The organism is Calditerrivibrio sp., from assembly GCF_049968475.1.
Lineage (GTDB): Bacteria > Chrysiogenota > Deferribacteres > Deferribacterales > Calditerrivibrionaceae > Calditerrivibrio > Calditerrivibrio nitroreducens_A.
In genome coordinates, this window is sequence record NZ_JBMFQS010000010.1 from 47,088 (window position 1) to 59,327 (window position 12,240).

At 35.8% G+C, this 12,240-nt stretch carries 12 protein-coding genes; 4 read left to right on the top strand and 8 right to left on the bottom strand.

Features of this window, described 5'->3' with window-relative positions:
- Positions 1–57 precede the first annotated feature (57 nt).
- The 8 genes from ACP5Q2_RS08540 to ACP5Q2_RS08575 all read right to left on the bottom strand — a co-directional run bounded on the left by ACP5Q2_RS08540 (position 58) and on the right by ACP5Q2_RS08575 (position 9,247).
- Positions 58–816: a 3-hydroxybutyrate dehydrogenase gene (locus tag ACP5Q2_RS08540; protein ID WP_424606184.1), complete on the bottom strand. Its 759-nt coding sequence runs from the start codon at positions 814–816 to the stop codon at positions 58–60.
- 64 nt (positions 817–880) lie between these two features.
- Positions 881–2,242: a 3-oxoacid CoA-transferase subunit B gene (locus ACP5Q2_RS08545; protein ID WP_428099187.1), complete on the bottom strand. Its 1,362-nt coding sequence runs from the start codon at positions 2,240–2,242 to the stop codon at positions 881–883.
- Between the two features lie 10 nt (positions 2,243–2,252).
- On the bottom strand, positions 2,253–3,431 hold the full coding sequence (locus ACP5Q2_RS08550; RefSeq protein WP_424606186.1) for a thiolase family protein: 1,179 nt from the start codon (positions 3,429–3,431) through the stop codon (positions 2,253–2,255).
- A gap of 220 nt (positions 3,432–3,651) precedes the next feature.
- Entirely contained in the window at positions 3,652–5,004 is a 1,353-nt protein-coding gene (locus tag ACP5Q2_RS08555) for a sigma-54 interaction domain-containing protein (protein ID WP_428099190.1), read from the bottom strand.
- A 61-nt stretch (positions 5,005–5,065) separates the two neighbouring features.
- Positions 5,066–6,178: a TRAP transporter large permease gene (locus ACP5Q2_RS08560; protein ID WP_424606188.1), complete on the bottom strand. Its 1,113-nt coding sequence runs from the start codon at positions 6,176–6,178 to the stop codon at positions 5,066–5,068.
- Positions 6,141–6,605, bottom strand: coding sequence for a hypothetical protein (locus tag ACP5Q2_RS08565; protein WP_428099193.1), 465 nt, complete (start codon positions 6,603–6,605; stop codon positions 6,141–6,143). The genes ACP5Q2_RS08560 and ACP5Q2_RS08565 overlap by 38 nt, the downstream gene beginning before the upstream one ends.
- A 16-nt stretch (positions 6,606–6,621) precedes the next feature.
- Positions 6,622–7,866, bottom strand: a complete 1,245-nt coding sequence (locus ACP5Q2_RS08570) for a (Fe-S)-binding protein (protein ID WP_428099196.1) — start codon at positions 7,864–7,866, stop codon at positions 6,622–6,624.
- A gap of 1 nt (position 7,867) precedes the next feature.
- A complete protein-coding gene (locus ACP5Q2_RS08575; protein ID WP_424606191.1) occupies positions 7,868–9,247 on the bottom strand; it encodes an FAD-binding oxidoreductase in 1,380 nt (459 codons plus the stop codon).
- Between the two features lie 472 nt (positions 9,248–9,719).
- On the opposite strand from ACP5Q2_RS08575, the gene crcB reads away from it, so the two are divergent.
- From crcB to aroC, 4 genes are read left to right on the top strand one after another with little or no spacing between them, the layout of a single operon-like run.
- Positions 9,720–10,088, top strand: a complete 369-nt coding sequence (gene crcB, locus ACP5Q2_RS08580; protein ID WP_424606192.1) for a fluoride efflux transporter CrcB — start codon at positions 9,720–9,722, stop codon at positions 10,086–10,088.
- An 8-nt stretch (positions 10,089–10,096) separates the two neighbouring features.
- Positions 10,097–10,429 (top strand): DUF190 domain-containing protein, encoded by a 333-nt coding sequence (locus tag ACP5Q2_RS08585; RefSeq protein WP_424606193.1) that lies wholly within the window; start codon positions 10,097–10,099, stop codon positions 10,427–10,429.
- A 7-nt stretch (positions 10,430–10,436) separates the two neighbouring features.
- On the top strand, positions 10,437–11,033 hold the full coding sequence (locus tag ACP5Q2_RS08590) for a molybdopterin-dependent oxidoreductase (protein ID WP_428099200.1): 597 nt from the start codon (positions 10,437–10,439) through the stop codon (positions 11,031–11,033).
- Positions 11,033–12,088 (top strand): chorismate synthase, encoded by a 1,056-nt coding sequence (gene aroC, locus ACP5Q2_RS08595; RefSeq protein ID WP_424606195.1) that lies wholly within the window; start codon positions 11,033–11,035, stop codon positions 12,086–12,088. The genes ACP5Q2_RS08590 and aroC overlap by 1 nt, the downstream gene beginning before the upstream one ends.
- Positions 12,089–12,240 lie beyond the last annotated feature (152 nt).

A 12,240-nucleotide genomic window follows, 5' to 3' on the forward strand; every position in this document is an offset into this window, starting at 1 on the left:
GTAAAATGGTAACAATAAGTTCTAAGTGGGGTGTATTATCCCCACTTTTATAAAGTTTTAAGATGCAGTCCATCCACAATCTATTGTTATCATCGACCCTGTAATACACTGGGCGGCATCTGAGCATAGGTACAGTACCATACTGCCCACTTCTGATGGTTCAATGAGTCTTTTTACATAGGCTTTTTTGAGCATTATTTCTTCTATTACTTTTTCTCTCGGGATACCATGAGTCTTTGCCTGTGCATCTATCTGATTGTCCACAAGGGGAGTTCTTACATAGGCGGGGCATATCGAATTGACCGTAATTCCATATTTTCCCCCTTCAAGTGCAGTTGTTTTTGTAAGACCTGATAAACCATGTTTGGCTGAGATATACGCAGATTTAAATTCTGATGCCCTTAATCCATGTACCGAATTGATGTTTATAATCCTTCCCCATTTTTTTTCTTTCATGTAGTTCCATGAGTATTTTGTTAAAAGAAATGGGGCAGTTAACATAAGACTGATCATAAAATCCCACTTGTCTTCTGGAAAATCTTCAATTGGTGAAACATGCTGTATACCGGCATTGTTTACCAAAATATCAACTGAACCAAAAGTATTTCCGGCAAAATTTATAAGATCTCTACAGTCAGATCTTTTGGATAAGTCCGCCTGAAAAAATTTTGCATTAATTCTCTTTGCTTCTTCTATTCCTTTCTCCTTGTTTATATCTGCCATAACGACCTTGCAGCCTGCTTTTGATAATTGTTCTGCAATTGCCAAACCAATACCACTTGAGGCACCAGTTACTACTGCTACTTTATCTTGCATCAACTTCCTCCTGATTTTTTTATATATGGATAGTAGCTATTATAAGCCACTACCCAGGCTTTTTTTATTTTAAATTATCTGATATTTTAAATGGAACACCTGTAGTTCTTTTTATGTCATCAAAATCTGAATAAGGAGAAATCTCTATAAGCGTTAATCCTTTATCTGGGTCTACTGTGAAAACTCCCTTTTCTGTTACTATCATTGATACCACATTCTTACCTGTAATTGGGTAGGTACATTCATTTACAATTTTAGGTTGACCATCTTTTGTGGTATGTTCCATCATTACTATCAATTTCTTCACTCCATTTACCAGATCCATTGCTCCACCAGGTCCTTTTACCATTTTACCTGGTATCATCCAGTTTGCAAGATCTCCATATTGGCTTACCTCCATACCTCCCAATACCGAAATATCTATATGTCCCCCCCTAACCATTGCAAAAGATTCTGATGAATCAAAGAACGTTGCACCTTTTTTGTAAGTAATGGTTTGTTTCCCTGCATTTATTAGATCGGGATCTTCTTCTCCAGGTTTTGGAAATGGTCCAACACCTAAAAGTCCATTTTCCGAATGGAGTGTTATATCCATATCTTCTGGTATATAATTAGCTACGAGTGTGGGCATACCTATTCCAAGATTGATATAATATCCATCTTTAAATTCTTTAACTATCCTTTTTGCCATCCATTCTTTCTGCTCATTGAATCCTTTAGCTTTTATAGTCCCATCAGAAACGGTTCTTTGCTCAATCGGTTTTTCGTAATCTTTTCCGACAACTATCCTGTCAACATATATCCCTGGCAGGTGAATTGACATTGGATCAAGTTCACCAACCTCCACAATCTCTTCAACTTCCACTACTGTTATTTTACCAGCTTTTGCACAGGCTTCATTGAAATTATTTGCTGTATATCTGAAGATTACGTTACCGGATTTATCAGCCTTCCATCCTTTAACAATTGATATATCTGTAACTATACTTTCTTCAAGAACGTATTCTTTTCCATTAAAACTCTTTATTTCTTTGTTTTCACACAATACTGTTCCAAAGCCTGTTCGGGTATAGAATGCAGGTATACCAGCTCCGCCAGCCCTGAGTTTTTCCGCAAGGGTACCCTGGGGTGTTAGCTCCACTTCGAGTTCACCATTAAGAAACTGTTTTTCAAATATGGAATTTTCACCAACATATGAAGATATCATCTTTTTTATCTGTTTGGTTTGTAGTAAAAGACCAAGTCCAAAGTTATCCACGCCAGCATTGTTACTGACAAATGTTAGATTTTTAACGCCACTATCTCTTATTGCTAATATAAGCTTTTCGGGAATTCCGCAGAGCCCGAAACCTCCTGCAGCTATTGTCATATTATCTTTCAAAAGATCTTTAATTGCCTCTTTTGCATCATAAAAAATAGGTTTCATATCCTATCTCCTAATTGATTTTTTCAATTAAAACTGCAACTGCTTCGCCTCCACCAATGCATAAAGTGGCAATGCCATATTTTTTGTTTTTCTGGATCATCTCTCTTGCAAGGGTGATAAGTAGCCTCGCACCGCTCGCACCAACTGGGTGTCCAAAAGCGACCGCTCCTCCATTAACATTAACTTTATTGATGTCTAATTTTAGTTTTTTAATTGCCATAAGAGGTACGGCAGCAAAAGCTTCATTTATTTCAAAAAGGTCTATCTGATCTAAGTTTAGCTTAGCTTTTTCTATTACCTTTTCAATTGCTCCTATTGGTGCTTCACCAAAATCGTTTGGATGAATACTATTTGTTGAGTAAGCCACAATTCTTATTTTTGGCTGAAACCCATATTTTTTCACTGCATCATCATCCGCTATTAATGTAATTGCTGCACCATCGTTTATCTTTGATGCATTTCCTGCTGTGATACTTCCATCTTTTGCAAAAACAGGTTTTAGGGATCCGAGTTTTGCTACATCCCCTTTGAATGGATCTTCATCTTTATCAATAATATGTTCACCTTTTTTGGTCTTTTTTATTACTGGAAGGATTTCCGAACTGATTGTTCCATTTTCGATAGCAGTTTGGGCAAGTGTGTAACTTCTGATGGCATAGTTATCCTGATCTTCCCTTGTTATACCATTTTTCTTTATACTTTCTTCTGTTATCTCCCCCATATGTTTTCCGGAATATGGATCCTGCAAAGCATCATATATCATAAGGTCAAAAAATGTTGAGTGTCCCATTCTATAACCAAATCGTGCTTTATCCATAGCAAATGGTGCCATTGACATATTTTCCATTCCTCCAGCATACACGAGGGACGAATCACCCAAAAGTATAGACTGAGTTGCAAGCATTACTGATTTCAAACCACTACCGCAAACTTTGTTTATCGTCATAGCATGCACAGAATCCGAAAGACCTGCCAATCTCATCGCCTGTCTTGCGGGAGCCTGTCTTGAACCACCCTGGATTACCTGACCAATGATAACCTCATTAGCGGCATCAGAAGGTAGATTGTATCTCTGCTGAAGTTCTTTAATCAAAAAAGATGCTAACTCTGGTGCAGGTATGTCAGATAGGGCACCACCAAAGCTGCCGAATGGTGTCCTTATTCCATCGATTAGATATACATTTTTCATAGACTCTCCTTTAGATTTTTTATAATAAATAAACAAATATCGTGCCAAATAAAATAAATAGTCAATAAGAGAAGATTAATTTTTTGCTTCTCAATTTACGAGTAATAATGTTCTTTGATTTAGAAGTGGATTAAGAAGAATTTTTCTTATATCTGATTCTTTTTTAAATCAAAAATGTTTTAAATCAGGTTTATTGGGGGTTTTTTGATTTGAAAATAAATCAATGATTCATTCTTGCATCAGAAATGTTGTGCTTTTTAAAAAGCCTCACCACCTTGGATTGACTTATTCCAAGGGATTTTGCTATTTCTCTGGTTGTCTTACCACTTTTCTTTTCGTTAAGGAGGATCTGCTTTTCAATAGAATTTAGAGTGGACATTAAATTTCCACTTTTATGTATCTCTTTTATTGTTTGATTAAATTCTATATTGTTTAAATCATCAATTGTGATTAAGTTTGCCTTTGATAGCAGAATGAGTCGCTCTATTACATTTTCAAGCTCTCTAATATTCCCTTCCCAGTGGAATTTAGTGAAATACTCGATTACATCATAAGCGATCATTTTGTTGAATTTATACTTCAAGTTGTATTTTTCCAGAAAATATTTTGTCAACAATGGGATATCTTCGATTCTTTCCCTTAAAGGTGGAATATGTAAGCTTACTACATTTAGTCTGTAAAAAAGATCTTCTCTGAATTTACCTTCTTTTGATAAAGTGTATAGATCTTTGTTTGAAGCAGATATGATTCTGACATCTGCTTTTAAATGTTTTTGTCCACCTACCTTTATAAACTCTTTATCCTGTATAAAAGTCAATAGCTTTGATTGTGTGTTGTAGGGTAATTCAGATATCTCGTCTAAAAATAATGTCCCACCGTTTGCTATTTCTATTAGCCCTTTTTTCCCTTTTGAGCTTGCTCCGGTAAAAGCTCCAGATTCATACCCAAAAAGTTCTGATTCTATTAGATTCTCCGGGATAGCTCCACAGTTTATCTTTATAAAGGGTCCATTTTTTCTTGTACTCAATTTATGAATTACTTCAGCGATAAGAGATTTACCAACTCCAGTTTCTCCTGTAATGAGTATAGTACAATCTGTTGGAGCGATTTTTATGGCAATGTTTATTACTTCATTCATTCTTTTATTTGAAGATATTAAATTTTGTTGATCTAATTTGAAATTACTGACGGTATCAAGATCTATAGTACTATTGTAAATGATATTCGTTAGATCCCAAATTGTATTCACTACATATATAATTTCACCTTTTTCATTGAAGATAGGTTTTCCTTTTACTAAAAAATTTTTATTGGTTATTGTCCTATAGGTGGCGGTAGCTTCCTTTTTTGTCTGAAGGACTATTAAAGTGGCAGAACCAGTGAAATATTTATATTTGTATACAAGGTCATGTAGATTTTTCCCTTTTATCTCTTCAAATGGTATTTCAGCCATGTTTTCAAATGTTTTGTTTACATAAAGTGTTTTTCCCTCGCTATCGGCGAGATAAACGCCATTGAAGAGATTGTCCAGGATAAGCTCCAATTGCTCAACGCTCAACTTGTTATTTTCCATAAAGCTACTTTTAGTTATTATTAAGAAAAAGTCAATAAACAAAGCAGGGGAGATCCCTGCTTTATTTCATAATGGCATCTGGTAAAAATGTTATAATTGAAGGGAAAATGATGCAAAGAATTAATCCAATCATTTGTAATATAACAAACGGAACGATACCTTTATATATATCTTTCAGATCTGTTCCTGCTGGAGCTATACCTCTGTAGTAAAATAGGGAATAACCAAAAGGTGGTGTCAGAAATGACATCTGAAGATTTACAGCGACAAGCATTGTAAACCATAGTGTGTCGAAACCTAATTTCTCAATTATTGGTATAAAAATAGGCATTGTTAATAGTAAAATTCCAAGCCAATCCACAAACATACCCAGAATAAATAATATAAACATCATAATCCCAAGGATTACCCATCTATTTTCACTAATCATAAATAGTAATTTTGTGAATGTTTCCCCTCCGCCTAATCCCATAAAAACAGATGTGTAAAGGTTAGCACCAATGAATATAAACATTACCATGCAGGTTATCTTTAATGTTGCAACCCCTGCATCTATTAAAAGTTTTACATCAAATCTTTTGTTTGCAATAGCAAGTATCATTGCGCCAAGACATCCCATACCGGCAGCTTCAGTTGGTGTTGCTATACCGAAGGCGATAGTTCCAAGTACTGCAAATATTAAAAATAATGTGGGGAGCATAGATTTTAAAGTGAGTGTTACTTTTTGTTTTAATGTATGAGTTCTTTCCTCTTTAGGTAGTGGAGGTCCTACTTCAGGTTTTAGAAGAGCATATACAAAAATGTATATAAGATAAAGGAAAGATAGAAGGAACCCAGGCATGAATGCTGCTAAGAAGAGTTTCCCCACTGATATCCCCACAAGTCCGCCCATTACCACAAGCATTATGGATGGAGGGATGAGAATGCCGAGGGTTCCCCCAGCGATGACTGTGCCGGCGACTAATCTTTTATCATACCCTTTTTTAACCATTGAAGGTGCCGCCAGAAGACCCATTGATACCACTGAAGCTCCAACTATACCGGTAGTTGCTGCAAAAAGTGTGGCAACTACTGTAGTGGCGAGTGCAAGACCACCCCGCACAGGCCCAAAAACTATATACATAGCTTCGAAAAGTTCATCTGCGACACCAGATTTGTCCAAAAATTGTGCCATTAAAATAAAAAGTGGAATGGCCACAAGCACATAATTTTCCGTAGAGTTCTTCTGCAAGTTTCATCCCCTCATGTTCCAGCCAAATTGTGTATTCCAGTGAATTCATTCCAAAAGGTACAGATGCAAATGCCACAAAAGCTTCATCTTTACCCTTCCAATAGCCTGGCCAGTCGTGTCCCATCTGAGCCACATTGTTTCTGACTGCATCGAAAACCTGAAATGCAGGTACTATTGCACCGTCAGGATAAACTTTGATGATAAACTCGCCGTTGCTTAGTTCTTTAACAACCTCAGCAAAATGCTCTGCTGCCCTTTGAAAACTAATGCTGTTTGACCATGTGGTGACCATTTTCCATTCTACTTTTGTTGCAAAAACTGAAGATACCATAAAAATTGATACAGCTAATGTTAAAAATAGTTTTTTCATAAAACCTCCTTTTTATTTATTGGCTCTTATTACCTTTTTTAAATATTGCATCGTAGACCAACTCTATCGGATGTGTTATCTCCACATCCAATAGATTTTCTCCATAAATAGAATCTGTAAGCTGCATTACGCAGCCGGGGCATGGACTTAAAACCTTTTTATAACCTTTTTCCATCACCTCCTCAGCTTTTGTTTTTCCAATCTGCCTGGAGTTTTTATAATTTTTCATGTTAAAGGTGCCTCCAAATCCGCAGCAATTTCTGTTTTCCATTGGTGCAAAATTTGTGCCAAGTTTTTTTATAACATTGTTTAATTTTGGCTCTTTGGATTGATCGTAATGACATGGTAAATGAAGGGTGATTTTTTCATCAGTTATAGATTCTAATTCTATTCCTAAAACCTCTTCAATAAATATCATAATATCGTAATACTTCTTTTTTACATATTCTCTGGTGATCTTTTCTCCCATTTCATGTAAGCCGTATTGACAGGTGGGGCATGCTGTAATTATATATTCTGCATCAATTGTGTTGAAAAATTTATAATTTTCTATGATCATATTTTTGTAGATACCAATTTCCCCAAGTGTGGCAGCTGGAATTCCACAACATCTGTTAACCTCGGGTGTATATACTGATACTCCATAATGATTTAATATTTCGATTATTTTTCTTCCCCAATCCGTGAATATCATATTGATGGCACATCCCGGATAAAAGATTGCCCTTAATTTTTCTTCTTTTGCTTTGTGGAATCCTCCAAATTCACTACAAAACGGTTTGCTCTTAATAGGGTAAACATTTCTCTCAGAAAATGAACTTATCAGTGGTTTTAATATATTTTTCTTTATCTTTTTAGAACCAAAACGCTGGCCTATATGAATGAGTGGAGAAAGTTTTGCAAGTAGCTCTGGTTTTTCGATAACAATTTTTAAGACAAGTTTGCCCCATGTCGGAAGCTTTTCTATTTTCCTTAAGATAGCTTTTGCTTTAAGAAAGATTTCATCGGTTTTTACTCCACTGGGGCAATTTATTTTACATCTACCACAGAGAAGGCAATAGTCCAGATGTTTTAAAATTGAAGAGGCTTTTTCAATTCTTCCTTCAAAGACTGCTTCAATAAGTGCTATTTTACCTCTTGCAACGGTAGTTTCTTCAAGGTCTTTTTGATAAAGGGGGCAGTGAGCCTGACATGTACCGCATTTCATGCATTGTATAGTTAGTTCTTCAAGTTCTTTGAGTTCATTTATAATATCATCCATCTTATAGTCCCATTTTGTGAGGGTTTAATATATTTTTGGGGTCTGTTCCATTTTTAAGTTTTTTCATGTAAATAATAGTCCCTTTGCCGACCTCTTTTTCCAGATATTTTGCTTTTGCAGTTCCCACACCATGTTCACCGCTCAAAGTGCCTTCTAATTCGAGGGCTGCTTCGAAAATCTCGTCGATAGCCTTTTCTACCCTTTCCATTTCTGCTTTGTTTCTTCTATCTGTCAAAATTGTTGGATGAAGGTTTCCATCCCCAGCATGTCCAAATGTACCAATGGTGAGATCATACTTTTTGGTTATAGCCTGAATCCGTCTCATCATTTCAGGTATTCTACTTCTTGGTACAGTTGCATCTTCCAAAATCAAAGTTGGTTTGAGTCTTGCTAAACTGCTGAGGGCTTTTCTGCGGGCTTCCCAGATTTTATTTCTCTCTTCTAAACTACTTGCAACTTTAAGCTCACCACCCATTTTTTGAGATATTTCTAAAATTTTTGAAAACTCCTCTTCCACCTGCCCTTCATATCCATCCACCTCAATAAGCAATAAGGCACCCGCGTCTGTAGGAAGACCTATTTTGCTTGCCTCTTCAACAGTATTAATTGTAAAATTATCAAGAAATTCGAGTGTAGCTGGCACTATTTTGGCTGCAATTATTGCAGATACCATTTCACATGCAGTGATCATATCTTTGAATAATACCAACATAGACCTGGACGTTTTTGGCTTTGGAATAAGTTTTAGTGTGATATCTGTCATTACCCCAAGCATCCCTTCAGACGACACCATTAATCCCTGAAGATTGAAACCTGTTACCAGTTTTACCGTTTTTCCTCCACTTTTTACATAATTTCCTTCCGGACAGAAAAAATTGATGCCCATTACGTAATCTTTAGTGACTCCGTATTTCAAACCTCTAAGTCCACCGGCATTTTCAGCCACATTGCCACCAATGGTTGATATATTCATGCTACCAGGATCTGGTGGATAGAATAACCCTTTCGACTCCACAGCTTTTGCAAGATTTGCAGTTACCACACCTGATTGTACCACCGCATATAGGTCATTTTCGTTGATTTCTAATATTTTATTAAAGCCAGTTGTCAAAAGAACGCAACCACCAGTTTTAGGTACAGTTCCCCCGCTTAAATTTGTGCCTGCTCCTCTTGTTATTAATGGGATATTGGCATCGTTGCATAATTTTATTATTTTTTCTATCTGTTCATAGTTTGACGGCTTTACTACTATATCCGGAAGAACGGGTATTTCAGCGTAAGCATCGTAACTGTAGCAGGCCAGTTGATCCTCTTCTGTAAAAATCGTACCATTTTCTTTTATTATCTCTTTGAATTTATATACTAATGATTTATAAAGCATTTTTCACCTCGACAAAAGGTTAAGTGGTATTACCAAAATACATATAACCAATTCTATTGTAATTGTCAAACATTTTTTTTAAAAAAGTTTGAATATTTTTGTGGATTTGCATATAATTGTAAAATATTATTATATATGTTTTTTATATAGATAAAAATAAAACAAGGTAAGAGAATTTTATTTGCAACTTTTTTAGTTAGATTTTTTTAGTCTGTAACCAATTATTTGGCCTAATACGGCAAATACTAAAAATAAAGGGATGAATTTTATGCTTAAATGTGAATAGATTCTTGATGTTGCCACTATAGGAATAGGTGCATGGATGCAAAAAAACCATCCAATGGAGAATTTCTTAAATCTTCTTCTCCAATAACCAAATGGAAGGTTTAGGAAAAATGTCATTACGCTTATAAAAATTACAACTTGCAAATGATCCATTTTTCTAATATACTTACTAAACGGAGATTTGTAAATGAAAATTTTGTATATTGGTGCTGGTGGCTTTTTAGGTGCTATTTCAAGATATTATGTTTCGAAATATTCCAACATTTTCTTGGGGGATAAAATACCTCTTGGTACGGTGATTGTGAATATTACAGGCTCTTTTATACTTGGATTTTTGTATGTATTGTCAGTGGAGAAGCTCTCTGTTGGTGACAATTTTAGATTGTTTTTGGGAGTAGGATTCCTTGGGGCATACACAACCTTTTCCACATTTTCTGTGGAGTTTATAAATCTTCTCTCTGAAGGTATTGTTTTTAATGCGGCGGTTTATTGGGTCCTTAATGTCGTAGTCAGTATTGTTGCTGCTTTTTTTGGTATTTACTTAGCCAGACTTTGAGGTGGGTTATGTCAAATAAATTAATTGGTGAACAGAAACTTGTACGGATCTTTATCGGAGAGAGTGATAAGTTTGAAGGGGAACCTCTTTATAAATATATTGTCAAAAAAGCAAGAAGTTTGGGAATTTCTGGGGCAACAGTATTTAGGGGGATTTATGGATATGGGGCCAGTTCTGTTATTCATAGTGCTTCTGTTTTAACTCTTTCGGAGGATCTACCTATAGTGATTGAGATTATAGACTCAGAAAATCAGATAGATAAACTACTTGCAGAAATAGATGGGATAATTGAGCATGGTCTGATTACAGTTGAAAAAGCAACGGTAATAAAATATTTTTAGGTGAAAAATGGGTTATCTCAAAAACATAAAATGCCCTATATTCAATGCTGAAGGTTTAAAGCCTAAGGATTTACCGCCAATCGAAGAATATTATATTGAAATAGGTGGAAATACGGATAAGGCAGGTAAATACCTTTTAAAAGATTTTCTGTCAAATTTTGAAAGAAGAGTTGTAAATTGTAGATTGACATCAGTGAGTAGATTTAGTGTAAGGGCTAATTGGGGTGGTGTTTTGTGGTCTGATTTCATTAAGTGGATTGGTGATGTGAACTATAAATATGTATATTTTGAAAGCTACGGTAAATATGTTACGGTTGTTCACAGAGAAGATCTGTCAAACGAACGGATATTGATTTGTGATGAGGTGGAAGGGGAACCTCTTGAATTTACTTATGGTGGTCCGATTAGAATGGTCATACCTAATTTATGGGGCTATAAGAGTTGCAAATGGCTCAAAAGGATATTTTTTATTGATGAATATATAGTTGGCTTCTGGGAATCGAGGGGATATGATGATAGAGGTTTGATAGAGCCATGCGTATTATTGGATGTGAATACAGGAAATTTTAAAAAAATAAAAGGTGGAGAGGTTTTGGATTTTTAATGGCTGGAAATAGTTTTGGAAGAATTTTTAGAATTACTACATTCGGTGAAAGTCATGGAAAAGCTGTTGGTGTGGTGGTGGATGGTGTTCCTGCTAAAATTCCTATAGCTGAGGATGAGATACAAAAGGAGTTAAATCGAAGGAAGCCCGGACAGAGTGAGCTTACAACTCCGAGAAATGAAGATGATGAGGTGGAGATATTAAGTGGTGTTTTTGATGGAATGACCACCGGTACGCCAATATGTATGGTTGTTTACAATAAAAATCAGAAATCTAAAGATTATGATGCGGTGAAAAATCTTTTTAGACCAGGACATGCGGACTATACCTATCAAATGAAATATGGGATAAGAGATTATAGAGGTGGTGGAAGATCATCTTCCAGGGAGACTATCGGTAGAGTTTGTGCAGGTGCAATTGCCAAAAAGATTTTGAAAAAATACAATATCGAAATATTTGGCTATGTTAAACAGGTGGGTTATGTAAAGGGTGAAAAACTCGTGAAGGATTTTATAGAAAATAACCCGGTGAGAATGGCTGATCCTGAAAAATATAAAGAAGCATATGATTTGATTTTAGATGTTAAGAGTCGGGGTGATTCCGTCGGAGCGCTTGTGGAGGTTATAGTTTCTGGTGTTCCAGCTGGACTTGGTGAACCGGTCTTTGATAGGCTGAATGCTGAAATTGGCAAGGCGATTCTATCTATACCTGCAGTAAAAGGGATAGAGTTTGGAGCCGGATTCTCTGTTGTGGAGCGTTTTGGTAGTATAAATAATGATGAAATTACCCCTTATGGGTTTATGACAAATAATGCAGGTGGTACTCTTGGAGGCATAAGTTCGGGGCAGGATATAGTTTTTAGATTTGCATTAAAGCCACCTTCTTCTATATTGATAGAAAAAAATACGATAGATATAATGGGTAATCCTAAAAAGATTGTTACGGAAGGAAGACATGATCCATGTGTCGCTCCAAGGGTTGTTCCCGTAGCAGAGGCGATGACGTCTATAGTTATTGTAGACTTTATGATGATAAATAAAAGATTAGAGTTGTAATCAATTGGTAAATAAGGCCTAAGAAAAAAAATAAAAAAACTTAAAAAAACTACTTGACAAAGAGGGATAAGTTATGTATATTCCTCTTCCCCTGCGGATGAGGGGTAGGTGATTGAAAGCAGAATAGGTCAGTGATAGATAATGAGTAGGGC

Coding starts and splice junctions, on each gene's coding strand:
- crcB (WP_424606192.1), top strand. CDS start 9,720: ATGAAAATTTTGTATATTGGTGCTGGTGGCTTTTTAGGTGCTATTTCA.
- ACP5Q2_RS08575 (WP_424606191.1), bottom strand. CDS start 9,247: ATGCTTTATAAATCATTAGTATATAAATTCAAAGAGATAATAAAAGAA.
- ACP5Q2_RS08560 (WP_424606188.1), bottom strand. CDS start 6,178: ATGGCACAATTTTTGGACAAATCTGGTGTCGCAGATGAACTTTTCGAA.
- ACP5Q2_RS08565 (WP_428099193.1), bottom strand. CDS start 6,605: ATGAAAAAACTATTTTTAACATTAGCTGTATCAATTTTTATGGTATCT.
- ACP5Q2_RS08590 (WP_428099200.1), top strand. CDS start 10,437: ATGGGTTATCTCAAAAACATAAAATGCCCTATATTCAATGCTGAAGGT.
- ACP5Q2_RS08550 (WP_424606186.1), bottom strand. CDS start 3,431: ATGAAAAATGTATATCTAATCGATGGAATAAGGACACCATTCGGCAGC.
- ACP5Q2_RS08540 (WP_424606184.1), bottom strand. CDS start 816: ATGCAAGATAAAGTAGCAGTAGTAACTGGTGCCTCAAGTGGTATTGGT.
- ACP5Q2_RS08570 (WP_428099196.1), bottom strand. CDS start 7,866: ATGGATGATATTATAAATGAACTCAAAGAACTTGAAGAACTAACTATA.
- ACP5Q2_RS08545 (WP_428099187.1), bottom strand. CDS start 2,242: ATGAAACCTATTTTTTATGATGCAAAAGAGGCAATTAAAGATCTTTTG.
- ACP5Q2_RS08585 (WP_424606193.1), top strand. CDS start 10,097: ATGTCAAATAAATTAATTGGTGAACAGAAACTTGTACGGATCTTTATC.
- ACP5Q2_RS08555 (WP_428099190.1), bottom strand. CDS start 5,004: ATGGAAAATAACAAGTTGAGCGTTGAGCAATTGGAGCTTATCCTGGAC.
- aroC (WP_424606195.1), top strand. CDS start 11,033: ATGGCTGGAAATAGTTTTGGAAGAATTTTTAGAATTACTACATTCGGT.